The sequence below is a fragment of the Geodermatophilaceae bacterium NBWT11 genome, from assembly GCA_014218215.1.
In the GTDB taxonomy this organism is placed as follows: domain Bacteria; phylum Actinomycetota; class Actinomycetes; order Mycobacteriales; family Geodermatophilaceae; genus Klenkia.
The window spans coordinates 4,098,114-4,123,847 of the sequence record CP043652.1 but is presented as its reverse complement, the minus strand read 5'-3'; the positions used below and the strand labels follow the sequence as shown (position 1 = coordinate 4,123,847).

Genomic DNA, 25,734 nt, shown 5'->3' with positions numbered 1-25,734 from the left:
GGCCGGGCCCCAGCCCCGTGCCGTCACCGGGGTGCATCCCCGCCTGGTCTCGCCGCACGAGCTCGCGTTCGAGGGCGAACTGGCCGTCTACCGGGTCCACCTCGCCGACGACGACGCAGACCGGCAGGTCCGACCGCACCGCGGGACACCCCCGAGATCGGCCAGGGCCTGGGCGCCGGCGAACACCGCCTGCGCGCCCGGCCGGTCCAGGCCGGACCCGCACCACGGGTCCGCGCAGGCTTCCACCCGCGCCTGCTTGCCGCTGAGCCAGTGAGACTGCCTGCGCAGCAGCTGGCACGGGGCGATGAACGCGCTGACGTCCATGAGGCGTCGACGTCGATCGTGGGCTCGTCCAGGTCGATGCTCGGTCTCACCGCCACGCCCACCGGCAGCTGACCACCCCGTCGCCACCTGCCCAGGAGAGCCCGACGTCCGCGCTGCCGCCATCATCCTGACCGGTCCGGCCGACGTCATCGAGAGCGCGTTGCTGTACCGGTTGCTGTACCTGTCGATTCGGCGAGGACTCGGGCTGGTGTCGAACAGCCTCGTGACCAGCGCTCATGTGGTCGCGTGGATGTCTTGGACGGCGGCGACCACGTGACTCAGGGTCAGGTGCGCAGAGAAGCGGGCCGCCCCGATGGGGCGACCCGCCTCTGACCTGCTGTTCCTCTGTCGGGCTGACAGGATTTGAACCTGCGACCCCTTGACCCCCAGCCAGCAGCGGGGGGTCCGTGGCCGTCCGCGCACGTCCCGTTTCCGCAGGTCAGACCAGTTCAGCGTCCGAGGTCGTCTGTCGTGGTGCGGTCTCGTCCAGACCGCGTTGCTGTACCGGTTGCTGTACTCGGCTCACTGCGGGAGGCGAGCGCCTAGCGGTCGTAGACCTCCCGGCGGTGCCCCGCGCGGACGACGGTCACGACCAGCAACTCGTCGAGGACGTCGTAGACGACGCGGAAGTCGCCCACCCGGATGCGCCAGGCGGTCTGCTCCCCCACCAGCTTGATCGCACCCGCGGGTCTGGGCTCCTCAGCGAGGCCACCGATGGCAGCGACCAGCCGCGCACGCACCGGCCTGTCGAGCTTGCGCAACTGCCGGGCCGCCGCGGCAGTGAACTCGACGGAGTACGTCACCCAGCGAGCTCGTCACGCACCTCGGCCAACGACACCCGCTCCCCGTCGTCCTCGACCTTGGCCGCCCGATAGGCCGCCACGTCCTGAGCCATCTCCAGCGCTTCCAGGGCTTCCAGGTCGGCGACCCCGACCACCACCGCAGCCAGCTTCCCGTTGCGGGTCACCCCGATGCGCTCCCCGCCGTACATCGCGCGACCCAACACGTCGGACAGCTGACCGCGCAGCTCGCGAGTGGTGACCTCACCGGAGATGGTGTCCATGCCCCCACCATACGCCGGACATGCAACTGTGTACACAGATTCAGCGCAGGTCACGCCCACCCACCCGATCGACCGGTGCCATCCCGCTGTCAATCCACAACCAGCGACGTGCACAGTTGTGGTCCGTTGTTTCCGGAACGAGTTTCGGTCACCGTTCGCACACCTCGACATGCGGGTTTGTGCGACCGCTCCGACGTCAGTCCAGCGGCCCACAAACGGGGGCTTGTGAGCTGCAGCCGCACCGACCGCCCGCAGGACCCCCTCGTCTGAGTCGGCCGCTCCCACCCCCGATCATCTGCGGGTGGGAGGCGCCGGCCGACGGAGGTCACGGACGTCGTCCAGGCGGGTGAGACCGGCCGCCGCGTAGGTGGCCACGGCACCGGTGAGTGCCGTCGGGGTGGCCACCCGCACCGACGACGAACCGCCGGCCCGCAGGGCCGCTGCGCCGGCCCGGGTGACGGCCACGCCGTGGCCATGCCCCCGGTGGTCGGGATGGACGCCCATCGGCTCGATCAACCCCGGGCGCCCGGGACCCGCCGACCAGACGACGGCCTCGGCCACAGCCGTCCCCGCTGCGTCCCGGGCCAGCAAGCACGTGCCGCCGGACCAGGCCGGTCCGGTCACCATCCGATGCCACGGCTCGACGCTCCCCGGTGCGGACCCGAAGGCCGCGCGGTGGACGGCAACGCACTCCGGCGCCTCCGCCGCGGTGACGACCTGGACGTCCATGCCCGGTCCGGGCACCGGGGGGCCGAGGTCCCAGGTGAAGGGGGTCCACGACTCCCCCGGGGTCCAGCCGGCCGCGATCAACCCGGCCTCGACCGCGTCGCCAAAACGGACCTCGACGTCGGCCGGGCCACCCGGGTCGATGACGTAGCTGACCAGCCGGTCGGCGAGCTCGGCATCCTGACCGGCGTGCGAGGCGATCGCCAGCCGGAGCACCGGACCGTCGTGGAGTCCCACGGCCAGCAGCTCCCCGCCGCGACACCAAGTGCGCACTGCGGCAGCGGCCGACTCGGCGCCGGCCCGCCAGGCCCAGCCCAGGTCGCCGGGGTGCAGCTGAACGGGCAGCCAGTCCTCCTGCCACCGGGCGAGGGAGTCCAGCACCACGGGCAGGTCGGCGACAGCGGGCGCCATCTGGTCGATCGACACGTTGTCATTCGACTCGAAGTGTCAACCGGGTTCCGGACGTAGCCCGTGTCGGCGCGACCGACGGACCCTGACGGACCGTCACAATGGCCTTGCCTGCCGGGCAAACTGGTGGGGTGAACGCCGAGCGCATGTTGGTGAACTTCTTCTACGCGCAGCCCGTCGGCCACGCGATCGAGGCCCTCCACCATGCCCAGGGGCACGCCCTGGCCCAGCCTGGTCGTGAGGTCTCGGTGGCTCTGAACGCGGCCACCGCCACCGAGCTCGCGGCGTTCTGCCCGTTCATCACAGCGACGTACCCCGTCGACCACCCGTTCCTCGAACCGTGTCCGGATTCGGCATCACGCCTGGGAGGACTGCCTCAGGACTGGGACTGGGTGGTCGATGACACCAGACGTCACCAGCCCCTCCAGTACGAGCTCTTCCCGGGCATGCGGGACTACTACGCCGCTTCCGACGCACACCTCCGGACCGCGGTCAGTCGGTCGGTCGTCGGAGCCGATCGGGCCGGGTACCGCCGGCATCAGCAGTTGCGGCTGGAACTGCCCACGGCCGCTCGAGACGCCGCCACCATGCGGCTTGCCCCCCACCGCCGGAACGGGGCCCGCATCGCGCTGATGCCCGCCGGCTCCAGTGACCCCTCGCTGTACCCCTCCCCCACGTCGTGGCTCCTGGTCCTGGACGCGCTGGCCGACGCCTTCCCCGACGTCCAGGTCGTGCTGGTCGGTCGGACGGCGAAGGATGCGCGAACAAGCACAGCGCTCTCCACCGAGGGCCTCGTACGCCTCAGGAGCCATCGCGTGTCCCCGGTCGACTGCTTCGATCTGCCCCTCGCCGAGCAGCTGGCCGTCGTCGAGGCCTGCGACGTGTTCCTGGCACCCCACACCGGGTTCGGCCTGGCAGCACTCGCCGTGGGCACACCGTGGCTGTCACTGTCTGGAGGACGCTGGTTCGAGTACTACTTCAACCACATACCGTTCCGCTCGCTGCTCCCGGACCCGGGCCGCTACCCCAGCTTCACCCAGTTCGACCCGGCTGCGGTGATCACCGACGGCGACGAGGGACCACGGACCCCGAGCATGACCCGCGCCCGAATCCATGAGGACCTGGACCGCCTCATCAGCGCCGCGCACGAGCTCGTGGACGGCCGGCTGCCCTATGAACGAGCGCTGCAGGACTACTTCTCCGACCTGCGAGACGTCCACGGGGGCGACACATCAGCGATCTGGTCGATCGACTCCGTACACCTCGACCACCTCTGACACACCCAGGGCGCGATCGCCCCGAGCCGTCAGTCGAACCAACTGCCGCCGCTCACACCCAGCCAGACCTTCCTCGTGCCAGGCGTTCATCCCGCCGGCGGTGCTACGGACCTCATAGCCGGCTGCGCAAGCATCTCGGCGGCCTGCCTTCTCGCGCCGCTCGCTCCGGCACACGGTGAAGGCCGGGCTGGGTGGTTCGAGCTCGCCCCTGGACGGGCAGATCGCCCAACGGGATGTTGGTACTGCCGTCGTTGGCACGGGTGGCAACCCCTCGGGCTTCGGGGCATCGAGCACCCTGCTTCTGGTGTCAGCGGCGACCAGGAACGGGTCACAAGGGACGGGGTGACATGGGCGATCTGTACGGGGCCTCATCAAGGTGGGATGCGGCTCACGCCAGGTGCAGCACCAGCTCCTCCAGCTACGCCACGATCGCCCCGCTCAAGGACGTCGCCGAGCTGAACACCGCCGCCCCCTGAGCATCGGCATGAGGCCAGCAATCGCAACTGACTGCCCCAGCACCACGACCGACGGGGTTCGGACGAGGTTGTAGCGCTGGACCCGTCGATCCGAGAACGGGGGTTCAGGGTCACGGGGGCGCGTCGCTGCCGCCCCGAGATCGCGACGCGGATGGGGCAGACAGGCGGCCCCGGCGAGCACGACGCCGACGAGTGCGTAGGAGGCCAGCACGTCGGTGAGCCAGTGGTCGCCGAGGTACAGCCGGCTCAGCCCCATCGCCGCCGACAACCCGACCGCTGTCGTGGTCGCGGCCACTCGGGCCAGCTGCGTGGTCGTCCAGCGCCACACGCTCAGAGCGGCAGCGCCCAGGACCGCACCCAGGACCAGTGTGTGCGCGCTGGGGAACCCCGAACCGGTCTCGGGCCGACCGAGCATCGCGGTCGCCGCGGGCCGCGCGCGCCCCACCACGGCCTTCACCGTCTCGGCCAGGACGACGGCCGCGGTGGTGGCCGTGCCCAGTACGACCAGTGGCCACCAGCTGCGCGCGCGCGACGCCACCACCGCAACGACGGCCGCCGCGCCCAGCACCAGCAGCAGGTCGACCGGGGTGCTGCTGATCCCGCCGAGGACCCGGGTGGCCGTCGGGTCGCGGTGGCCGACCAGCCACCTCAAGACCGTCCCGTCGTCCTCGGCGACACCCTCGCCGGTCGCGACCATGGCCCAGCAGGCCAGCCAGGCCAGGGCGCACGCCACCGCCACGAGCAGGTGCGCGCGCCGGCGGGTGAGGACTGCGGTCACCGGGAGTGCGGGGGGACGTCGGCCGGGACCGGGGGCAGCTGATCCCGCTTGCTGACGGCGAGGTAGGAGACGACGACCAGGATCGCAGTGAGGAAGGCCAGGCTGGTCACCGTGGTGCCCAGCCCGAGTCCGCCGTCGGCGCGGGGCTGGGACAGCCCGTCCCCGAGCGAGGCGCCGAGGGGGCGGGTGAGCACGTAGGCGACCCAGAACGCCAGGACGGCATCGGCCCGGAACACCCGGTGGGTCACGGCGACGGCGGCGATGAGGACGGCCACGATGAGCGCGGTGGGCCAGTAGCCCAGGCCCAGCCGCTCGTCGACGAGATCCCCTGCCGCGGTGCCCAGCGCGAAGGTGAACAGGATGGCCAGCCAGTAGAAGGCCTCACGTCGGCCGGTGACGATCGAGTGGATCGACAGCGTGCCCTCCTTCGCATACCAGGCGGCGAAGGTCGCGGCCAGTGCCACGGAGAAGGCCAGGGTGCTGACCACCAGGGACACCCCGAGGGCGTCGGTGAGGTTGTCGGTGAGCAAGGTGCCCACCACGCTGATCAGCACCACGGTCAGCCAGTAGAGGGCGGGCACGTAGCGGCGGGCCCGGAACTGGGCGGCCAGCACGACGAGGAACACCACCGTCATCACCACGGTGGTGCCGCCCAGCCCGAGCCCCAGCCCGGAGAGGAAGTCCGCGAATGTCTCCCCCACGGTGGTGGCGAGGATCTTGATCACCCAGAAGAAGAGGGTGACCTCGGGGACCTTGTTCAGCAGCTGCCGCGCCGAGCCGGCCCGGCGGTGAGTGTCCGTCATGGCCGCAGCCTCGCGCCGTGGGCCTGAACGGCGCCTGAACGCGTAGGGGGCAGCACGACCGGTCCGACGCCGGGCTGGTGCACCATCGCTGCCGTGGACCCCAGGGGCGTGCAGGTGCTGGTCGTCGAGGACGACGACGCGCTGCGCGGTGCGGTGGCCCGCGCGTTGCGGGAGCAGGACCTCGTGGTGACCACCGCGGCCGACGGCAGCGGGGCGCTCGCCGCCGTCGGCCCGGGTCCGGGCACCTCGTTCGGCGCCGTCGTGCTGGACATCGGGCTGCCCGACTCCGACGGCCGGGACGTCTGCCAGGCGATGCGGGCCCGCGGCATCACCGTCCCCGTCCTGTTCCTCACCGCCCGCGACCAGCTGCACGACCTGCTGTCGGGCTACGCCGCCGGCGGGGACGAGTACCTGACCAAACCCTTCCACGTGCGCGAACTCGTCGTCCGCCTCCAGGCCCTGCTCCGGCGCGGCATCCCCCGGACCGCGGTGCCGGCGGCCACCGACCTGCAGCTCGATCCCGCCGCCCACGCCCTCGACGGCCCCGACGGACGGCAGCCGCTGACCCCGACGGAGTTCCGGCTCTTGGCGGCGCTGATGGCCGCCCCCGACGACGTCGTGCGGCGGAGGGACCTCATCCGTGCAGGCTGGCCCGACGGGGCCCGCGTCGCCGACAACACCCTGGACCAGTACCTGGCCCGGCTCCGGCGCAAGCTGGCCGCCGCCGGAGGGGGCGGCCACACGATCGGCACCGTCGTCGGCGTCGGGTACCGGTTCCGGTGAGCCGCCGCTCGAGCAGCCTGCGGAGCCGGTTGTCCTGGTCGGCCTCGGCCGTGGTCGGCGTGTGGGTGCTGCTGCTCGCCCTCGGGGCGAACCTGCTGCTGGCCCAGGCGCTGTCCGGGCAGGCCGACTCCGTGCTGCGGGCCCGGGCGCAGGCCACCGCCGCCACGGTCGGGGTCGCTGCGGACGGCTCGGTCTCCGTGGACGAGAGCGCCGACGACCGCGCGCTGGACGTGGGCACCTGGATCCTGGGGTCCGACGGCGGCATCGTCGAGGCCCCACCGGGCTCTTCGGCCACCGAGGACGCGGCCGCCCGGGACCTGGCCGGGCGCGGGGAGCAGACGGCCGAGCTGGGGGTCGCCGACCCGGTGCGCCTGCTGGCCCAACCCGTGGTCGTGGACGGCGCCCAGGTGGCGACGGTGGTGACGTCGACGTCCCTGGCTCCCTACCGGCAGCTGGAGCGGATCGCGTTGTGGGGCAGCATCGGCGTCGCCCTGCTGCTTCTCGTGGTGGTGCACCTGGTGCTGCGTGCCAACGTCACGCGGGCGCTGCGGCCGGTGCAGCAGATGAGCGGCCAGGCAGCTCGGTGGAGCGCCGATGACGTCGACCGGCGCTTCGGTGCGCAGCCGCGGCCGGCCGAGCTCGCCGAGCTCGCCGGCACCCTGGACGGGGTGCTGGACCGGCTGTCGGCGGTGCTGCGGCACGAGCAGCGGCTGTCCGCCGAGCTCTCCCACGAGCTGCGGACGCCCATCGCCCGGATCCGGGCCGAGGCCGAACTGCTGGCAGCCCACCCCGGCGACCCGGACGAGACCACTGCGGCCGCCCGGACCATCGGGGCGTCGGCCACCGAGCTGGCCGACATCCTGCAGACGCTGATGACGACGGCCCGGGGCGGCCAGACGGTCGCACCGGGCCGGAGCGAGCTCACCCCCGTGCTCACCGAGCTCGCCGACTCACCGCTCGTGTACGTCGACGCACCGGCCGGGACGGTGGTCGGACTGGATGCGGCCCTCCTGCGCCGGGTGCTGCAGCCGGTGGTCGACAACGCCGTCCGGCACGCCCGCACCCGGGTCGACCTCATCGGCACGGCCAGCACCGACGGCGTCCGGGTGCGTGTGGTCGACGACGGTCCGGGCGTGGCCGCCGGCGACGTGGACCGGGTCTTCGCCCCGGGGTGGCGCGCGGCACCCGACGACGGACACGACGGCGCCGGACTCGGCCTGGCCCTGACCCGTCGCCTCCTCGAGGCCGCCGGTGGTCAGGTGCGGGCGGAGCCCGGACCCGGGGGACGGTTCGAGCTGGTGCTGCCCGCCGGGTGAGCAGCTGCGTTCAGGTCGTGTTCAGGTGCCCGCAACTACCGTCCCCGGCCGTGAGCTCCTTCCTCGACCCGACGCACCTGATCGACACGTTCGGGCTGATCGGCATCGCCGTCGTGCTGTTCGCCGAGTGCGGACTGCTGGTCGGCTTCTTCCTCCCCGGGGACTCGCTGCTGTTCACCGCCGGGCTGCTGGCCGCCACCGGGCGCATCGCCCCGCTGTGGGTGCTGCTGCTGGTCCTCCCGGCAGCGGCGGTCGCGGGCAACCTGGTCGGGTACTGGATCGGTTGGACGGCCGGACCCGCGGTCTTCCGGCGTCCCGACAGCCGGCTGTTCAAGGCCCAGTACGTCGACCGGGCGCAGGCCTTCTTCGACCGGCACGGCGCCCGCACCGTCCTGCTCGCCCGCTTCGTCCCGGTCGTGCGCACCTTCGCCACCGTGATGGCCGGGGCGGCCCGGATGGACCTGCGCCGCTACGCGCTCTGGTCGGTGCTGGGCGGTGTGCTCTGGGCCGGGGGCCTGACCCTGCTGGGCGCCGGGCTCGGGCACATCGCACTCGTCCGCGACCACGTGGAGCTCGCCGTCCTCGGCGTCGTCGTCCTGTCCCTGGTGCCCGTCGCCCTCGAGGCCCTCCGCGCCCGCCGACAGGCCACTCCGGCCTGAGGCCCCCCGGACGGGTCGGCACCACTGCACCGGCCCGCGTACCGCGCGTCACACTCCGCACGACCACCGCACAGCCCCCGTTCGAGAGGAACACCCCATGACCCGAGCCGCCACCGCAGCCCCGACAGCCGTCGTCCGCGTCCTGCAGGTCGCCACCGTGCTGACCACGCTCAACGTGCTGCTGCAGTTCATCACCGCTGGGCAGCTCTTCCCCGAGGGCGGACCCGAGGAGCTCCACGCCGGCGGGGCCATCGCCCTGCACGTGTTCTCCGGGGTCGCCGCTCTCGCCGCGATCGTCCTGTGGCGCCAGGCGCACACCACGGTGCTGCTCCCCGTCCTGGCAGTGGTCGTGTTCCTGGCCACGCTCGTGCAAGCCGCGATCGGCGGACGCGACACGCTCTGGATCCACGTCCCCGGCGCGATGGTGCTCACCGCAGGCGTCATCTGGCTGCTCGTCCTCGTCGTCCCGATCGGAAGGCGCGCCTGACCAGTCGCCGGAGCCGGGTGACCGGCGCTGAGAACGTTTCCAAGAACGTCGTGCGCCCACATCCGTACGACCGCATACGGGTCTTCTGAACCTCTGTGGGTGCCTTGGCCGCCACGGACGCGGCTGGCGAGGGTGCCGAGCCACTCCCTCGGTCGCGGGGCGGCAACCACCTGGAGGTCAGACAGGACTTCCGCGCACGCGGCTGTATAGGCTCCAGCAACCCGCGACTGCGGGACCAGCCTCTGGAGTGACCTGATGCGTCTGCGCGCCCCCCTGACCCTGACCGCTGCCGGGCTCCTGGCTCTCACGGCCTGCGGTGGGTCCTCCAGCGAGGACACCGCGTCGACGTCGTCCGCGGCCTCCAGCAGTGCCGACGGCGGGGAGCTCACCGGCACGCTCACGGTGTTCGCCGCGGCGTCGCTCACCGACGTGTTCACCGACCTCGGTGACCAGCTGATGGCCGAGAACCCCGACCTGACCGTCGAGTTCAACTTCGCCGGCAGCTCGGCGCTGGCCACCCAGATCGGCCAGGGCGCCCCGGCCGACGTGTTCGCCAGCGCCAACCAGACCCAGATGACCGTGGTCACCGACGCCGGCCTCGCCGAGGGCGACCCCACGGTGTTCACCGAGAACGTGCTGGAGATCGCCGTCCCTGAGGGCAACCCCGCCGACGTCACCGGCATCGACGACTTCGGCGACCCCGACCTGACGCTGGCGATCTGCGCCCCCGACGTGCCCTGCGGCGCGGCCGCCGAGCAGGTCTTCGAGGCCGCCGGGGTCACCGCACAGCCCGACACCCTCGAGGAGGACGTGCGGGCCGCGCTGACCAAAGTCGAGCTCGGTGAGGTCGACGCCGCGCTGGTCTACGCCTCCGACGTGCAGTCGGCCGGGGACGCCGTGGAGGGCATCACGTTCCCCGAGGCCGAGGACGCCGTCAACGAGTACCCGATCGCCGCCCTGGCTGCCGCCCCGAACCCGGACGCGGCGCAGGCCTTCATCGACCTGGTGGAGTCCGACGCCGGCCAGCAGGCCCTCACCGACGCCGGCTTCCGCAGCCCGTCTGCGTGAGCCGGCCCGTGCGGGTGGGGAACTGATGTCTGATGCCAGCGGTGGCGTCGTGCGCCGTCCCCGGTTTGCCCTCTCCGCACCCCTTCCGTTGGACAGTCAGCGGGCCATCGAGGAGGCGCATGCCTGGCTGAGTGCTCTGGGCGGCGACATGACGGTGGAGCCGGCTCTGCCGGCGGTGCGCCCGGAGGTGTGGGCGTCGTGGCAGCGGTCGATCGATGCCGGGGTGAGTTCGACCCTGTCCCGGGCGCCGGAGTGGCTGGGGGGCGCGGCGATCGAGGCCTTGACCGGTCAGGACCGCTGGGCCGACGCGGTCGAGGTGGTCGGGTCGATGCTGGTCGACGACGCGGCCGCCGACGGGATGGTCGTGGTGCTGGCCGACGCCGAGGGGCACGTGGTCTGGACCGGCGGGGCGTGGAGCATGGCCCAGCGCGCAGCAGCAGTGGGATTGGTACCCGGGGCCCGCTGGGCCGAGAGCGCCATCGGCACGAACGCCGTGGGCACCTCGCTGGCCACCGGGGAGTGCTCTCAGGTGTTGCGGGCTGAGCACCACGTGGTGGCGTTGCGGCCCTTTGCCGGCGCGGCTGCGCCGCTGCGAGACGAGCACGGGCAGGTATGGGGCACGGTGGCCTTGATGGGTGGGGACCACGTCGCCACCCCTGCTGTGCTGGCACTGGTGCGCTTCGTGGCCCGTGCACTGAGCCAGACGCACTCGGGGCACCCGTCGCCGGTGTCGACGGGGCGGTCGGTGCCGGGGTCACCGCCGATCGAGCTGCTGGTGCTGGGGCGCAGCCGTGGCCTGCTGCGCGGAGCCGGTGCTGTGGTCGAGCTCTCTCCCCGGCACACCGACCTGCTGCTGTGCCTGGCCGTTGCCGCCGAGCGGGCCCAGGGCCGGCACGCGGAGGAACTCGCGGTGCAGTGCTGGGACCCCGAGGTCCAGGCCATCACCGTGCGGGCGGAGATGTACCGGCTGCGACGGTTCCTACCAGGCACCCTCGTCAGCTCCCGCCCCTACCGGTTGGAGCACCCGATCCGGGTCGACGCCCTGGAGGTGCTGGCGCTGCTGCGGCGGGGATCGCACCGCCGGGCGCTGGAGCTCTACCGGGGGCCGTTGCTGCCCCGCTCGACCGCCCCGTCGACGGCAGTGCTGCGGGACCGGGTGACCCGGCACGTGCGGCAGGCGCTGGTCGCGCACGCCCACGTCGACCTGCTGATGGAGTTCGCCGACACCGTGGACGGCGACGATCCTGCGATCTGGCAGGCGGTGCTGGACCGGGTGCCGCCGGGCAGTCCCCGCCACACCGAGGCCCGACTGCGGTTGAGTGAGGTGGAGGCCCGCTTGCTGGGCTACTGACCCCGGTTCCACCGGCGGGGCCTGAGGCTGCGTTGCGCGACGGTTGCCGCCGCCACCTCGATGCAACCCCCGACCTCCCAGTCTGGTGTGGCGCCGGTCACCTCCGGTGCCCCCAGGTCGAGGAGGACCAGATGGCCGTCTACCCAGCGCCGGGCAGCAGCGACAGCACGGTCGCGGTCAAGCCGCGCTACGACAACTGGATCAACGGGCAGTGGGCCCCACCGGCCACGGGTGAGTACTTCGACAACCCCACCCCGGTGACCGGCGAGGTCTACACCCAGGTCGCCCGTGGCACCGCCGCCGACATCGACGCCGCGCTGGACGCCGCCTGGGCCGCCGCGCCCGCCTGGGGCAAGACCTCCCCCCAGGAACGCGCCGGGGTGCTGCTCAAGATCGCCGACCGGATGGAGGCGAACCTCGAAGACCTGGGGATCATCGAGTCCTGGGACAACGGCAAGCCGATCCGGGAGTCCCTGGCCGCAGACCTCCCGCTGGCCATCGACCACTTCCGCTACTTCGCCGGCGCCATCCGCGGGCAGGAGGGCGGCATCTCCCAGGTCGACGACGACACCGTGGCCTACCACTTCCACGAGCCCCTCGGCGTGGTCGGGCAGATCATCCCGTGGAACTTCCCCATCCTCATGGCGGTCTGGAAGCTCGCCCCCGCGCTGGCCGCCGGCAACTGCGTCGTCCTCAAGCCCGCCGAGCAGACCCCGGTCTCGATCCTGCACCTGATCGAGCTGGTCGGGGACCTGCTGCCCGCCGGTGTGCTGAACATCGTCAACGGGTTCGGCGTGGAGGCCGGCAAGCCGCTGGCCTCCTCCTCCCGGATCCGGAAGATCGCCTTCACCGGGGAGACGACGACCGGGCGGCTGATCCTGCAGTACGCCAGCCAGAACCTGATCCCGACGACGCTGGAGCTGGGCGGGAAGAGCCCGAACATCTTCTTCGCCGACGTGATGGCCGAGGACGACGCCTTCCAGGACAAGGCACTGGAGGGCTTCACGATGTTCGCCCTCAACCAGGGCGAGGTGTGCACCTGCCCGTCCCGGGCCCTGATCCAGGCCTCGATCTACGACGAGTTCCTCGAGCTGGGAGCCATCCGCACGAAGGCCGTCCGGCAGGGCAACCCGTTGGACACCGACACGATGATCGGCGCGCAGGCCAGCAACGACCAGCTCGAGAAGATCCTGTCCTACATCGACATCGGCAAGGCCGAGGGCGCCCGGCTGGTCACCGGCGGCGAGCGGTCCATGCTCGGAGGGGACCTCAACGGCGGGTTCTACGTCCAGCCGACCATCTTCGAGGGCCGCAACGACATGCGGGTCTTCCAGGAGGAGATCTTCGGGCCGGTGCTGTCCGTGGCCGCGTTCGCCGACTACGACCAGGCGATGTCCATCGCCAACGACACGCTCTACGGCTTGGGCGCCGGGGTGTGGTCCCGCAACGGCACCACCGCCTACCGGGCCGGACGGGAGATCCAAGCCGGCCGGGTGTGGACGAACTGCTACCACGCCTACCCGGCGCACGCGGCCTTCGGCGGCTACAAGGCCTCCGGGATCGGCCGGGAGAACCACAAGATGATGCTGGACCACTACCAGCAGACCAAGAACCTGCTGGTCAGCTACACCGACCAGGCCCAGGGCTTCTTCTGACCGGGCCCGCCGTCGATCGCGTCGCGATCACCCCGGAGGCCGCGGTCGTCATCCGCCGCCTCCGGGGGACGCACGGCCCGCTGATGTTCCACCAGTCCGGCGGCTGCTGCGACGGGTCGGCCCCGATGTGCTACCCGCGGGGCGACTTCATCGTCGGCGACGAGGACGTGCTCCTCGGCCTGCTGGACGACACCTCCCCGGGGACCCCCGCACCGGCCCTCACGCCGGGGCAACCGGTCCCCGACGAGCTGTCACCGGTGTGGATCTCCGGTCCCCAATTCCTCCTGTGGCAGCACACCCAGCTGCTGCTCGACGTCGTCCCCGGCCGCGGCGCCGGGTTCAGCCTGGAGGCACCGGAGGGGGTCCGCTTCCTCACCCGCAGCCGGGTCTTCGACGCCGACGAGCAGGCCTGGCTGGACGCCTGCCCCGCACCGAGGGGTCGGGACCTGCAGGCCCCGGGCTGAGGGGCGCGCCCCGCCGCCGGTCCGGCGGCGGGGCAGCGGGTCAGTCCTCGACGCCGAGCATGACCTCGGTGGACTTCACCAGCGCGACGACCGGGGAACCCACGGCCAGACCCAGGTCCTCCACGGCCTCCTTGGTGACGGCCGCGGTGACGGTCTGGCCGGAGACGTCGATCTTCACGGTGGTCATGACCGAGCCGACGTTGATCTCGGTGACGGTGCCGGCGAGCTGGTTACGGGTGGACAGACGCATGGTGGTCTCCTCGGTTCAGGGGGGTGGTCGGACCCGACGCTAGGGGCCGCTCACCTGCCCCGTCGCCACCTCCCAGTGCCGACAGCGCACCTGCGGCGAGCCGCACGCTGCGCCGACCGCAGGTCGGGAAGGGGTGAGTCCGACGCCACACCCGGGACGTTGCACGACCGCTGCGGCCGCAACCGGCGTGCAACGGTCAGCGGCGCACCGTCGGGGTGCCGGGCAGGTCACGGGGGACGACGCCGTCCCCGGTCCGCCCGGCCCCGGCATCCCCGGGCACCCTGGGAGGACGTACTCCGTGACGCTCACCGCAGAACCCAGCACCCAGCTCGACCGCCTCCGCTTCTTCATCGACGGTGAGTGGGTCGCCCCCCGCGGCGGGGAGACCCACACCGCCCTGGAGGCAGCCACCGAGGAGGTCCTCGGCACCGCGGCCATGGGCACCGAGGCCGACATCGACGCCGCCGTGAAGGCCGCCCGCCGAGCCCTGGACGAGGGCCCCTGGGGTCGCACCACCATCGAGGAGCGGGCCGCTCTCATGGAGCGTTTCGCCGACGCCCTCGAGGCCCGCGCCGATGCCACCAGCACCCTGGTCAGCCAGGAGAACGGGATGCCCATCGGCCTCTCGCACGCCTTCAACGGCGCCGCCCCCGCCGGCCTGCTCCGCATGTACGCCCAGATCGGCCGCCAGACCGACTTCGAGTCGGTGCGGCCCAGCCTGTCCGGGGCCACCATCGTCCGCCGCGAGCCGGTCGGTGTCGTCGGCGCGATCACACCGTGGAACTACCCCCAGGTGCTGGCCATGATGAAGATCGCCCCCGCGCTGGCCGCCGGCTGCACGATCGTGCTCAAGCCCTCCCCCGAGACCGCGCTGGACACCTACGTCTTCGCTGACGCCGCCACCGAGGCCGGTCTGCCCCCGGGCGTCCTGAACATCGTCCTGGCCGGGCGCGAGGCAGGTGCCTCGCTGGTGAGCCACCCGCTGGTGGACAAGATCGCCTTCACCGGGTCCACCGCCGCCGGCCGGCTCATCGGCGCCGAGTGCGGCCGGCTCATCCGCCGGATGACCCTGGAACTGGGCGGCAAGTCCGCCGCCGTCGTCCTCGACGACGCCGACATGGGCACCTTCCTGGCCGGCCTGGACGGCGCCTCGTTCATGAACAACGGCCAGACCTGCACCACCCAGTCGCGCATCCTCGCCCCCCGCAGCCGCTACGACGAGGTCATCGACGCCCTCGCCGACTACTGCAAGAACCTCGTCGTCGGCAACCCGCTCGACACCTCGACCACGCTGGGCCCCATGGCCAGCGAGGTGCACCTGGGTCGGGTGAACAGCTACATCGACATCGGCAAGAGCTCCAACGCCCGGCTGATCACCGGCGGCGGACGCCCGCAGGGGCTGGACAAGGGCTGGTTCGTCGAGCCCACGGTCTTCGCCGACGTCGACAACGCCGACCGCCTGGCCCGCGAGGAGGTCTTCGGCCCCGTCTACGCCGTCATCCCCTACGACACCGACGAGCAGGCCGCCGCCATCGCCAACGACAGCGAGTTCGGTCTGGGCGGCTCGGTGTTCACCACCGACGAGTCCCGCGGCATCGACTTTGCCCGCAGGGTCCGCACCGGGACGATCGGCGTGAACTACTACCAGCTCGACCTCGGAGCGCCCTTCGGCGGCATGAAGGCAAGCGGTGTCGGGCGCGAGCTAGGCCCCGAGGCCATCAACGCCTACCTCGAGTACAAGTCCGTGTTCGTCAGCGCCGACCAACTCCCCAGCTGAGAGACACCGGGGTGCTGGCACACCCAGCCAGCACCCCGGCACTCGACTCCTAGGTTTCGGAACTAGTTGTGAAACGGATTCTATAGGCCCGTATACGGGGGTTTGTGAGCATCGGCAGGTCCGGTCGAAGACCAAGCCGTTCGAGAACTTTCCACCATCCTGGATGTGACTGCTGCCGTCCGATCACAGCTGTGGCGCCCACGGTCTGGCTGGTTTTGGAACGTCGCCGGGCCTGCCGGTCATGAGCCACGGTCAGTGGGCGGGCCGTGATTGCTCGCGGAGGACCACTGGTCCGGCGCGGAACAATGCAGCAGTCACGATGGCACCGGCAAGGTAGACGGCTGCAGCGATCCAGAACACGAAGTGGTAGCTGGACAGCGCAGCCATGGACTGGAGCTGCTGGGTCGGCTGGTCGGGGTTGTCGGCGGTGTACCGGTCGACGGCGCTGGCACTGAGGAAGGTGAAGACGGCCAGGCCGATCGCCCCGCCGATCTGCTGCATGGTGTTGACCATCGCCGAGGCGACCCCGGAGTCAGCGGTGCCGACGTTGGAGGTCGCGACGTTCTGCGCGGACCCGAAGATCAGGCCGGTTCCCAGCCCGGCGAGCAGCACCGCGGGCAAGACACCGGTTGCATAGGTGGAGTCCTGGCTGATGCGGGTGAGGAGCACCAGTGCCGCCGCGCCGCACACGAGCCCCGCGGGGATGGTCGGACGTGGTCCGAACCGGGGCAGCAGGACGGAGCCGGAGATGCCGGCTCCGAGGACGAGCACCCCGGCGAAGGGCAGGAACGCCAGGCCGGCGCCGGAGGCCGACCAGCCGAGGGTCTGCTGGAGGAAGTAGGACAGGTACAAGAAGATCGCGAAGGACCCGACACCGGACAGCGCGATGGCCAGGAACGCCGCTCCCCGGTTGCGGTCCAGGACGACCGACAACGGCAGCAGGGGATGCGCGGTCCGTGCTTCCCGGCCGATGAAGGCGGCGACGAGGCCGGCGCCCACCGCAAGGGGGACCCATGTAGCGGGGGCAGCCCATCCATCCACGGCGGAGTTGCCCAGGCCGAACACCACGCCAGCCAGGCCGGCGACGACCAGGACCGCGCCCGGGAGGTCCACCGACTGCTGAGCAGTCCTGGAACCCGCCGCGTGCCGGTCGCGGACGAACACGACGGCCCCGAGGAGGGCCACGGCTGCGATCGCGACGTTGATGTACAGGCACCACCGCCATGAGAGCTGGTCGGTCAGGACACCTCCGAGAACCAGTCCGATCGCCCCGCCCATGCCAGACACCGCACCGAAGACGGCGAAGGCGCGGCCGCGGTCGCGCGGGTCGTCGGCGAAGGTCACCGACACCAGGGACAACGCGGCCGGCGCCAGCGCGGCGGCGAACAACCCCTGGGCGACGCGGGCGACCAGCAGGACGTCGAAGTTGGTCGCCGCCCCGCCCACGGCGGAGGAGACGGCGAAGCCCACCAGACCGATGAACAGGAGCGTCGGCGGCCGAACCGGTCCGCCAGGCGTCCGCCGAACAGCAGCAGGCTGCCGTACGCCAGTGCGTAACCGGTGACCAGCCACTCCCGGTTCTCCAGGTCGAACCCGAGATCGGCCTGAGCGCTGGGGAGCGCGATGTTGATGATCGTGCCGTCGAGCACGTCCATCAGCTGCGCCAGGCTCAACACCAGCAAGGCAATCCACTTCCTGCGGCTCCCCGCTACGGCAGCACCGCGGGTATCGGGGTCACCGACCATCGCAGTTCGGTCAGTCATGGGTGTCTCCTGGGCGAGATGGGGTGGGTGTGTGGGTTTAGCCAGCACCCGCCTGGGCGTCTTGTAAGCTACACGGAGTGCAGTAATTTTCTACACTAAGCGTAAAAGTGGGGGTTGAACATGCGAACCTCAGGTCACCTCAACGAGTCGGTCGGTGTCCGTGAACGCAACCGGCTCGAGCTGCGGCGCCGTCTGTCGGAGACGGCCACCGCGATGTTCCTGAGCGAGGGGTTCGACGCCGTCCGGGTCGCCGACGTGGCCGCGGCGTGCGGCGTGTCGACCAAGACCGTCTGGAACCACTTCCCGACCAAGGAATCCCTGCTCATGGACCGTGGGGATCGGTTGGCGACCGCCCTGCGCGAAGCCACGCACACCCGGTCGAATCTCCTGGGTGTGGTCGTGTCCTGCATCCACGATGAGATCGATGAGCTGGCAACGGGCCCTGCGGCCTATGCACGCGACGCGCGGGCCTTCGTGGCTCTGGTCGAGACCAACCCTGGGCTGCGCGCGGCTGTCGCCGACCGTGTCGAGCAGTTGACGCGCTTGGCTGCAGATGCCCTGGCCGTCCGAACCGGCACCCCCGCCACCTCAGCCCACCACCACATCGCGGCCGGCGCGCTGATCAGCCTGTGGCGGCTGCACCTGACCGCCCTGCTGGAAGCCGACCACCGGGCACTCTCATTGGCCGACACAAAGGACTACGTCCGCCAGGAGGTCAGCACCGGCGCCGACCTCGTCGCCCGACTCCTGTTGCCATCGCTGACCGAGCCGGCGCTGCGGCGGAGCGGGCTGTGACCACGGTGCCATCGGCGTGCACATCGGCCGACCTGGCTGAGCTCGGTCGGTTGCGGGAAGCGGTCAGCAGGACATTAGCGTCGTTCCTGGACGAGAAGCGAGGTGTGCTGACCGGCATGGACGACGAGCTGCTGCCGGTCGTCGACGAGGTGGCCGCGGTGGCAGGGGGCGGCAAGCGGCTGCGCCCTGCCTTCGCCTACTGGGGCTGGCGCTCGGTGGCCACCCCCCACCCCGAGGAGGAGACCGCGGTGCTGCGCGCGGTGGCCGCCCTGGAGTTCGTGCACGGGTCCGCCCTGGTCCACGACGACGTCATGGATGCCGCCACCACCCGCCGCAGCCGGCCCGCCACCCACGTCGGCTTCGCCGGCCGGCACGGCGGGTGCGGACTCACCGGCGACCCCGCCCTGTTCGGCACCGGCGCTGCGATCCTGGTCGGGGACCTGGCGCTGGTGTGGTCCGATGAGCTGCTGCGCCGGTCGGGCATCTCCGCCGAGGCCCTGGGCCGGGCAGGCCCGGTCTGGGACACCATGCGCACCGAGGTCACCGCCGGTCAGTACCTGGACCTGCTGCGCGCCGCCGGTGGCCTGCCCGGCCCCGAGGGCGCGCTCAAGGTCGCCCGGTACAAGAGCGCCGGCTACACCGTGCAGCGCCCCCTGCACCTGGGCGCGGCCATCGCCGACGCCGGCCCCGAGGTCGTCGAGGCCCACACCGGCATCGCGCTCCCCCTGGGCGAGGCCTTCCAGCTCCGCGACGACGTCCTCGGCGTCTTCGGCGACCCCGCGGTGACCGGCAAGTCCGCCGACGAGGACCTCCGCGAGGGCAAGCAGACCCTGCTCGTCGCGCTGACCGAGGAGGCGGCCGACGCCGGGGGTCGCGCGCTGCTGGCCGAGGTCCTGGGCCACGCCGACTCCACGCCTGAGCAGCTGGACGTCGTCCGCGACCTGATGCGCAGCACCGGCGCCCTGCAGCAGGTGGAGGACCGGATCAGCACCCAGACCACCGCCGCCCGCCAGGCCATCGCCGACGCCCCGGTGACCGTCGAGGCCCGCACCGCCCTCGACGCCCTCGCCGTCGCCGCCACCACCCGCACCGCATAAACATCCTGAACCCATCACGCCCCAGCCACCTGCGGGTAGCGGAACAGGTTGTGGGCCAGAATCCGTCGGCCCGTATACGGGGGTTTGTGAGCCGACAGGGGATAACGTTGGTGGCCGCGGCCGCCGGCCCATGAGGCGGCGGCCGCGGTAGGTCAGAACAGCTCGCCGATGGCCTGGTCGCTGGAGTCCAGGTAGCGCTCCCGCTGCTTGGCGCCGAACGGCCCGTACGGGTAGTCGTTCGACGTCGGCGCACTGACCTCATCGAGACGAGCGGTCTCCGCAGTACCCAGTGTCAGGTCACCGGCGACGAGGTTCTGCTCCAGCTGGTCCAGCGTGCGGGCACCGATGATCGGGGCGGTCACGCCGGGCCGGTTCGTCACCCAGCTGTAGGCGACCTGGCTCGGGGTGACGCCGTGTGCCTCGGCGACTTCCCGGACGACGTCCAGGGTGTCCCAGTTCTGCTCCTTGGCTGCGAGGTCGCCGAAGATGTGCCCGTACATCGCGTCACCGGCACCCGCCCGGGTGCCGGTGGCTGCCTGCTCCCCGCGGCGGTACTTACCGCTGAGGAACCCCGACGCCAGCGGGGACCAGGGCAGCAGGCCCAGGCCGTTGTGCAGCACAGCCGGCACCATCTCGTACTCGATCTCGCGGGAGACCAGGCTGTACTGCGGCTGCAGCGTCACCGGCACCGCCAGGCCCGAGGCGCGGGCGGTGCTGACGGCGAGCTGCAGCTGCCAGCCGGTGAAGTTCGACAGCCCGATGTGGAGCACCTTGCCGGCGCGCACGGCGTCGTCCAGGGCCCGCAGCGTCACCTCGATCGGGGTGAGCGGGTCCCAGCCGTGCAGCTGGTAGAGGTCGACGGTGTCCCGGCCGAGTCGGCGCAGCGAGGCGTCCAGCGCGCGGGTCAGGTTGCGCCGCGAGGTGCCGGCCTCGTTGGTGTCCGGGCCGGTGCCGAAGCGGGCCTTGGTGGCCAGCACGACACGGTCGGTGACCTCGGCGGGGCGGCTGGCGAACCAGCGGCCCAGCAGCTCCTCCGACGCCCCGGCGCCGTAGACGTTGGCGGTGTCGACCAGGTTGCCCTCGGCCTCGACGAACCGGTCGAGGATCGCGAAGGCCTCGTCCTCCTCGGTCTCGGTGCCGAAGCCCATGGTCCCCAGGGCGAGGTTCGAGACGGCGATGCCGGTCCCGGGCAGCAGGCGGTACTGCATGGTGGAGCTCCTTCTCAGTAGGTCGTGGAGGGTCAGGCCTGCGAGGTGGGCATGGCCCACAGCTCGGCGATCGAGGACCGGCGCGGGCGGGTCACCATGTAGGCGATGGACTCTGCGATGTCCTCGGGCTGCAGGCGCTCGGGGATGTTCTCGGCGTCGGAGGCGGCCAGCTGGTCCTGCACGGCCTGGTTGTTGCGCGAGACCAGCTCGGTGGCCACCGCTCCGGGCTCCAGGACCCCGACTCGCACGTGCTTCTGGGTGACTTCCTGGCGCAGGGCCGAGGTGAAGCCCTGCACGCCGAACTTGGTCATGCTGTAGACGCCGAACTGGGGGTAGGCCTCGCGGCCGGCGATGGAGGAGACGTTGACGATGTCGGCGACCCCGCGCAGGTCGTCCTCGGCGGCGGCGAGCAGGTGCGGCAGGGCGGCCTTGGTCAGGTAGAGCAGGCCCTTCTGGTTGACCGAGATCATCCGCTCCCACTCCTCGACGTCCTGGTCCAGGACGGTGCCCAGCAGCATCAGCCCGGCGTTGTTGATCAGGACGTCCAGGCGGCCGAACCGGTCGAGGACGGTCTGCACGACGGACTCGGCCTGTGTGCGGTCGCCGATGTCGGCGGCCACCGCGAACGCGGTACCGCCGGCGGCCTCGATGGTGGCGACGAGGGTGTCGAGCCGGTCCGCGCGGCGGGCGACGACGGCGACGCTGGCGCCGAGGGCGGCGAGCTCCTTCGCGGTGGCCTCCCCGATGCCGCTGCTGGCTCCGGTGACGATCGCGACGGTCTTCTCGAGTGTCGAGGGCATGTGCGGGGGCTCCGTCCGGTCACGGCCCGGGGCGGTGTCCCTGGGCTCATGCCCAGTGCACGCCGGACCTGGGCTGCGTGGCAGAGCCTGTCGAGTGGGGGTACTGACAGGGTCTGTCTCGCGGCCGGTGCTTGGCCGGACCGTCGGCTGGGTGTCCGCACTGGTGTTCTACGCATTGCTCGCAGCCGTCCTGATCGGCGCGCTCGCGCCGTTGTGGGTGCGGCTGGTCCGGGACACGACGAGGCCGGGGTGGGTCCGTCGGACCGCCACGGTCGTGCTGGTGGTGCTGATGGCGAGCTCGGTCGCTGCCGATGCCGGGCGTCAGGTGTTGCCCAGGCAGGTGCAGCAGCCGTTGGACCTGGTGGGCTTCGGTTGGCTGGGTGCGTTGGTCTACCTGGTGCTGGCGCTGGTCGTCCTGGAGCCGGTGCGGTGGTGGCTGCGCCGCCGCATCGCGGCATCTGGCCCCGCCGAGGAGGTCGACGCCTCCCGTCGGCTGTTCCTGTCCCGGTCCCTGGCGGTCACCGCCGGGGTCGTCGCGGCGGGCACGGTCGGGTACGGCACGTGGGCGGCGGCCGCCCCGCCGGTGGTCCGCCGGGTGCGCATCACCCTGTCGGGCCTGGCCCCGGAACTCGTCGGCTACCGGATCTCCACGTTCTCCGACGCGCACCTGTCCTCCCTGTACGGCAGGGACCGCTTCGCCCGACTGGTCAGCATGGTCAACGCAACCGAGCCCGACCTGGTCGCTGTCGTCGGTGACCTCGTCGACGGCTCGGTCGCCGACCTCCGGCGCGACGTGGCGCCCCTGGGCGACCTGACCGCCCGGGACGGCGCGTTCTTCGTCACCGGCAACCACGAGTACTACGTGGACACCGCCGAGTGGATGGCGCACCTGCCCACCCTGGGGGTCGACGTACTGCGCAACGAACGGGTGACCCTCTCCCGCGGGGCGGGGTTCTTCGACCTCGCCGGCATCGATGACGCGACCGCCGGGGGTTCGGGGGTCCGCGGGCACGGCGCGGACTTGACCGCAGCACTGGCGGGCCGGGACACCACCACCCCGGTCGTGCTGCTGGCCCACCAGCCCGTCCAGGTGGATCAGGCTCGTGCCGCCGGGGTGGACCTGCAGCTGTCCGGGCACACCCACGGCGGGCAGCTGTGGCCCTTCCCGTACCTGGTGGGTCTCGAGCAGCCGGCGGTGCAGGGTCTGTCCCAGCACGGTGACACCCAGCTGTACGTCACCGCCGGGGTCGGGTACTGGGGGCCACCGATGCGGGTCGGGGCCCGGCCCGAGCTGACCGTCATCGAGCTCGCGCAGGGCTGACCGGACGTCGCAAGGGCGCGTGACCCATGGGTCACGCGCCCCCTGCAGACGCATCGGTCAGCGGTCGATGCTGGCCATGTTCGCCTCGTCGTGCCGTTCGCCCGTGGCCGGGGTGAGTGCGTCCAGCCGAGCGAGCTGTTCGTCGGTCAGGACCACGGCGTCGGCCACGGTGTTCTCCTCCACCCTCGCCACCCGGCGGGTGCCGGGGATGGGGGCGACGTCCTCGCCCTGGGCCAGTAGCCACGCCAGCGCGACCTGGCCCGGGGTGGCGCCGGCCTCGTCACCGACCGCGCGGACCTCCTCGACCAGCCGGAGGTTCGCCTCGAACGCCTCCCCCACGAACCGGGGGTTGGTCTTGCGCCAGTCGTCGTCGGGGATGTCGGCGGGGCTGGTGAGCTGTCCGGTGAGGAAGCCGTGCCCGAGCGGGGAGTAGGGCACGAAGCCGACGCCCAGCTCCCGAAGCGTGGGCAGCAGCACGTCCTCGGGGTCCCGGGCCCACAACGAGTACTCGGTCTGCAGGGCAGCGATCGGGTGCACCGCGTGCCCGCGCCGGATGGTGGCCGGGGCGGCCTCCGACAGCCCGATGTGCAGCACCTTGCCCTCGGCGACCAGCTCGGCCAGCACGCTCACGGTGTCCTCGATCGGGGTGTTCGGGTCGACGCGGTGCTGGTAGTACAGGTCGATCCGGTCGGTGCCCAACCGGCGCAGCGAGCCCTCCACGGCCGCCCGCACGTTGGCCGGGCTGCTGTCGATCGTGCCCGGGCCACCGCCGGAGTGGGACACCAGCCCGAACTTGGTGGCCACCACAACGGAGTCCCGGCGTCCCGCGATCGCCTTCCCGACCAGTTCCTCGGAGTGGTACGGGCCGTAGATCTCGGCGGTGTCGATGTGGGTGACGCCCAGCTCCAGCGCCCGGTGGATGGTCGCGATGGACTCGGTGTCGTCCAGGCCGCCGCCGGAGGTGTAGGTGCCAGCCATGGTCATGGCGCCCAGGCCGATCCGGGACACCTCCAGGGCGCCCAGGTGTGCGGTGCGCATGTCGTGCTCCCGTCGTTCGGGGTCGGTCGTGCGGTCTCCTCGACGGTGCCTCCACGCGCCGACTGCTGGCAGCCCCTGTCCAGAGGGGGTACTGACAGTGACTCTCTCCCGGACGTGGGCGGCCCTAGCCTCGGGTGCATGGTCGACAAGGACGCAGCCCGCGCCGCTCTGCGCGCCTACCTGGGCAGCCGCCGCGAGAAGGTCTCCCCCGAGCAGGCCGGACTCTCCTTCGTAGGGACCCGCCGCAGGGTGACCGGCCTGCGCCGCGAGGAGGTGGCGATGCTGGCCGGCATCAGCGCCGAGTACTACGTCCGCCTCGAGCGCGGCCTGGCCACCGGCCCCTCCCCCAGCGTCGTGGACGCCGTCGCCGCGGCACTGCGGCTGGACGAGGACGAACGCGCGCACCTGGACCGGCTGCTCGCCGAGCTCACCCCCGAGGCGCGCAAACACCGCCGCCGCCCGGTCACCGAGACCGCCAGCGCCGGCGTGCAGGTGGTGCTCGACGCCATGACGACGCTGCCCGCCGTCGTGCTCAACGCCCGGCTGGACGTGCTGGCCACCAACACCCTGGGCAGGGTGCTCTACGCCCCGGTCTTCGACCTGGAGGGGACGCCGAACACCGCGCGGTTCCTGTTCCTCGACGAGCACCGAGCCCGCCAGCTGTTCCCGCACTGGGAACGGATCGCCGACGACACGGTCGCCCTGCTGCGCATCGAGGCCGCCCGGCACCCCGACGACCGGGCCATCGTGGAGCTCATCGGGCAGCTGTCCACCCGCAGCGCCACGTTCCGCACCCGATGGGCCCGCAACGACGTCCGGGCGCACGCCGCCGGGGTGAAGGTGTTCCACCACCCGGTGGTCGGCGAGCTGACGCTGCCCTACGAGAACCTGCTGGTCGACGCTGCCGCCGACCACACACTGACCGTGTTCGCACCCCAACCCGGGTCGCCTGGGCACGACGCCGTCCAGCTGCTCGCCAGCTGGCACGCCGGGTCACGAGCTACCACCTCCCCCCAGGACCAGCTGGACTAGCTTGTCGGGCCGCTGGGCTGCGCAGTGACGACCAGGCTGGCCAGCAGCTGAAGCGAGTCGTGCGCCGGTGAGCCCGGCTGCGGGGTGAAGACGTTGAGCACCTGGTCCCCGGCCGCGTCGACGGTGAGGTTCTCGTAGGGCAGCTGCAGATGACCGACCAGCGGATGGTCGAAGGTCTTGACCCCGCCCCGGTGGGCTCGGACGTCGTTGGCCGCCCACCGGGTGCGGAACGCGGCACTCCGGGTGGACAGCTGCCCGACCAGGGTGGTCAACGCGGGGTCGTCGGGACGTCGGCCGGCTTCCACGCGCAGCACCGAGACGGCGTCGTCGGCCAGGTCCTCCCAGTCCGGGACGAGCGTCCGGAACCGCGCCTCCTCCAGGAAGAGCAGCCGGGCAGTGTTCACCGGCCCCTCCTCAGGGAGGACCGAGGCGTAGAGCGCGCGGGCCAGCGGGTTGAACGCGAGCACGTCCAGCCGTGGGTTGAACACCATCGCCGGCAGGTGGGTCAAGGAGTCCAGCAGGACCTGCATCCCGGGGCTCAGGGCCTCCTTCGGCGGGCGCGGCCGTCGGCGGGGGCCGGGCACGAGGGCGGCCAGGACCCGGTCCAGGTGGATCCGCTCGTCCTCGTCCAGGCGCAGCACCCGGGCGATCGCCTCCACCACGCCGGGCGAGGGACCGGTCGCCTGGCCGCGCTCCAACCGCACGTAGTACTCCGGGCTGATCCCGGCCAGCAGAGCGACCTCCTCGCGGCGCAGCCCCTTCACCCGCCGTCGGGTGCCGGTGGCCGGCAGCCCCACGTCAGCGGGGGTGATCCGCTCGCGCCGGGTGCCGAGGAAGTCCTGCACCGCGGCGCGTGCCCGCTCCCTGTCATCCACGGAGCCGAGCGTAGGAGCGGGGACGACCATGCCGGAACACCCCAGAGGGTCACTGCCAGTACCCCCATCCAGCGGGCCTGGTTGACCACCGCCGATCGGCGTTCCCTGGTCTCCGGCGACACCGAGGCGCACCCGCCCTG

At 71.9% G+C, this 25,734-nt stretch carries 24 protein-coding genes and 1 pseudogene; 14 read left to right on the top strand and 11 right to left on the bottom strand.

The genetic code is table 11. The features are described 5' to 3' along the window. Positions 1-866: 866 nt before the first annotated feature. The 3 genes from F1C76_20035 to F1C76_20025 form a co-directional block, all read right to left on the bottom strand. Positions 867-1,127: a type II toxin-antitoxin system RelE/ParE family toxin gene (locus tag F1C76_20035; GenBank protein QNG38531.1), complete on the bottom strand. Its 261-nt coding sequence runs from the start codon at positions 1,125-1,127 to the stop codon at positions 867-869. Then, the gene (locus tag F1C76_20030; GenBank protein ID QNG38530.1) at positions 1,124-1,387 is read right to left on the bottom strand and encodes a type II toxin-antitoxin system Phd/YefM family antitoxin; all 264 of its coding nucleotides are present in this window, start codon (positions 1,385-1,387) and stop codon (positions 1,124-1,126) included. The genes F1C76_20035 and F1C76_20030 overlap by 4 nt, the downstream gene beginning before the upstream one ends. A 291-nt stretch (positions 1,388-1,678) precedes the next feature. Continuing rightward, on the bottom strand, positions 1,679-2,524 hold the full coding sequence (locus F1C76_20025; protein QNG39415.1) for a GNAT family N-acetyltransferase: 846 nt from the start codon (positions 2,522-2,524) through the stop codon (positions 1,679-1,681). Positions 2,525-2,652: 128 nt separating this feature from the next. Between F1C76_20025 and F1C76_20020 the strand changes: the two genes are divergently transcribed. After that, on the top strand, positions 2,653-3,798 hold the full coding sequence (locus tag F1C76_20020) for a glycosyltransferase family 9 protein (GenBank protein ID QNG38529.1): 1,146 nt from the start codon (positions 2,653-2,655) through the stop codon (positions 3,796-3,798). A gap of 438 nt (positions 3,799-4,236) precedes the next feature. Here F1C76_20020 and F1C76_20015 read toward each other — a convergent pair whose 3' ends face one another. Then, the gene (locus F1C76_20015; protein QNG38528.1) at positions 4,237-5,052 is read right to left on the bottom strand and encodes a phosphatase PAP2 family protein; all 816 of its coding nucleotides are present in this window, start codon (positions 5,050-5,052) and stop codon (positions 4,237-4,239) included. Further along, positions 5,049-5,855: a hypothetical protein gene (locus F1C76_20010; protein ID QNG38527.1), complete on the bottom strand. Its 807-nt coding sequence runs from the start codon at positions 5,853-5,855 to the stop codon at positions 5,049-5,051. The genes F1C76_20015 and F1C76_20010 overlap by 4 nt, the downstream gene beginning before the upstream one ends. Positions 5,856-5,963: 108 nt before the next feature. Between F1C76_20010 and F1C76_20005 the strand changes: the two genes are divergently transcribed. From F1C76_20005 to F1C76_19970, 8 genes are all read left to right on the top strand, one after another. Beyond that, a complete protein-coding gene (locus F1C76_20005; GenBank protein ID QNG39414.1) occupies positions 5,964-6,638 on the top strand; it encodes a response regulator transcription factor in 675 nt (224 codons plus the stop codon). After that, complete coding sequence (locus F1C76_20000; GenBank protein QNG38526.1) at positions 6,635-7,954, top strand: HAMP domain-containing histidine kinase; 1,320 nt, start codon at positions 6,635-6,637, stop codon at positions 7,952-7,954. The genes F1C76_20005 and F1C76_20000 overlap by 4 nt, the downstream gene beginning before the upstream one ends. Positions 7,955-8,004: 50 nt before the next feature. Further along, complete coding sequence (locus tag F1C76_19995; protein ID QNG38525.1) at positions 8,005-8,613, top strand: DedA family protein; 609 nt, start codon at positions 8,005-8,007, stop codon at positions 8,611-8,613. A 97-nt stretch (positions 8,614-8,710) separates the two neighbouring features. Then, positions 8,711-9,100 (top strand): hypothetical protein, encoded by a 390-nt coding sequence (locus F1C76_19990; protein QNG38524.1) that lies wholly within the window; start codon positions 8,711-8,713, stop codon positions 9,098-9,100. 255 nt (positions 9,101-9,355) lie between these two features. Further along, positions 9,356-10,168 (top strand): molybdate ABC transporter substrate-binding protein, encoded by an 813-nt coding sequence (gene modA / locus F1C76_19985; protein QNG38523.1) that lies wholly within the window; start codon positions 9,356-9,358, stop codon positions 10,166-10,168. A gap of 25 nt (positions 10,169-10,193) precedes the next feature. Further along, on the top strand, positions 10,194-11,519 hold the full coding sequence (locus F1C76_19980) for a GAF domain-containing protein (protein ID QNG38522.1): 1,326 nt from the start codon (positions 10,194-10,196) through the stop codon (positions 11,517-11,519). Between the two features lie 131 nt (positions 11,520-11,650). Then, a complete protein-coding gene (locus F1C76_19975) occupies positions 11,651-13,174 on the top strand; it encodes an aldehyde dehydrogenase family protein (protein QNG38521.1) in 1,524 nt (507 codons plus the stop codon). Further along, positions 13,171-13,638, top strand: coding sequence for a DUF779 domain-containing protein (locus tag F1C76_19970; protein ID QNG39413.1), 468 nt, complete (start codon positions 13,171-13,173; stop codon positions 13,636-13,638). The genes F1C76_19975 and F1C76_19970 overlap by 4 nt, the downstream gene beginning before the upstream one ends. Positions 13,639-13,678: 40 nt before the next feature. Here the strand turns inward: F1C76_19970 and F1C76_19965 are convergent, their stop codons facing one another. Next, positions 13,679-13,888 carry a molybdenum-binding protein gene (locus F1C76_19965; protein ID QNG38520.1) on the bottom strand — a complete coding sequence of 70 codons (210 nt, stop codon included), beginning with the start codon at positions 13,886-13,888 and terminating at the stop codon, positions 13,679-13,681. 298 nt (positions 13,889-14,186) lie between these two features. On the opposite strand from F1C76_19965, the gene F1C76_19960 reads away from it, so the two are divergent. After that, positions 14,187-15,665: an aldehyde dehydrogenase gene (locus F1C76_19960; GenBank protein QNG38519.1), complete on the top strand. Its 1,479-nt coding sequence runs from the start codon at positions 14,187-14,189 to the stop codon at positions 15,663-15,665. Positions 15,666-15,917: 252 nt separating this feature from the next. Here F1C76_19960 and F1C76_19955 read toward each other — a convergent pair. Continuing rightward, positions 15,918-17,353 (bottom strand): annotated as a pseudogene (locus F1C76_19955) (MFS transporter). Positions 17,354-17,548: 195 nt separating this feature from the next. Here F1C76_19955 and F1C76_19950 point away from each other — a divergent pair. Next, positions 17,549-18,223, top strand: coding sequence for a TetR/AcrR family transcriptional regulator (locus tag F1C76_19950; GenBank protein QNG39412.1), 675 nt, complete (start codon positions 17,549-17,551; stop codon positions 18,221-18,223). 116 nt (positions 18,224-18,339) lie between these two features. Then, positions 18,340-19,320, top strand: a complete 981-nt coding sequence (locus F1C76_19945; GenBank protein QNG39411.1) for a polyprenyl synthetase family protein — start codon at positions 18,340-18,342, stop codon at positions 19,318-19,320. A 152-nt stretch (positions 19,321-19,472) separates the two neighbouring features. Here F1C76_19945 and F1C76_19940 read toward each other — a convergent pair whose 3' ends face one another. Together F1C76_19940 and F1C76_19935 are read right to left on the bottom strand one after the other, a co-directional pair. Then, positions 19,473-20,528, bottom strand: a complete 1,056-nt coding sequence (locus tag F1C76_19940; GenBank protein ID QNG38518.1) for an aldo/keto reductase — start codon at positions 20,526-20,528, stop codon at positions 19,473-19,475. A 32-nt stretch (positions 20,529-20,560) separates the two neighbouring features. Then, positions 20,561-21,328 (bottom strand): SDR family NAD(P)-dependent oxidoreductase, encoded by a 768-nt coding sequence (locus F1C76_19935; GenBank protein QNG38517.1) that lies wholly within the window; start codon positions 21,326-21,328, stop codon positions 20,561-20,563. Here F1C76_19935 and F1C76_19930 point away from each other — a divergent pair. Then, positions 21,327-22,649 (top strand): metallophosphoesterase, encoded by a 1,323-nt coding sequence (locus F1C76_19930; protein ID QNG39410.1) that lies wholly within the window; start codon positions 21,327-21,329, stop codon positions 22,647-22,649. The genes F1C76_19935 and F1C76_19930 overlap by 2 nt on opposite strands. Positions 22,650-22,706: 57 nt before the next feature. On the opposite strand, the gene F1C76_19925 is transcribed toward F1C76_19930, so the two are convergent. Further along, positions 22,707-23,687, bottom strand: coding sequence for an aldo/keto reductase (locus F1C76_19925; GenBank protein QNG38516.1), 981 nt, complete (start codon positions 23,685-23,687; stop codon positions 22,707-22,709). 138 nt (positions 23,688-23,825) lie between these two features. On the opposite strand from F1C76_19925, the gene F1C76_19920 reads away from it, so the two are divergent. Then, positions 23,826-24,719 carry a helix-turn-helix domain-containing protein gene (locus tag F1C76_19920; protein QNG38515.1) on the top strand — a complete coding sequence of 298 codons (894 nt, stop codon included), beginning with the start codon at positions 23,826-23,828 and terminating at the stop codon, positions 24,717-24,719. Here F1C76_19920 and F1C76_19915 read toward each other — a convergent pair. Then, positions 24,716-25,594 (bottom strand): helix-turn-helix transcriptional regulator, encoded by an 879-nt coding sequence (locus F1C76_19915; GenBank protein ID QNG38514.1) that lies wholly within the window; start codon positions 25,592-25,594, stop codon positions 24,716-24,718. The two genes, F1C76_19920 and F1C76_19915, sit on opposite strands and share 4 nt — an antisense overlap. Positions 25,595-25,734 lie beyond the last annotated feature (140 nt).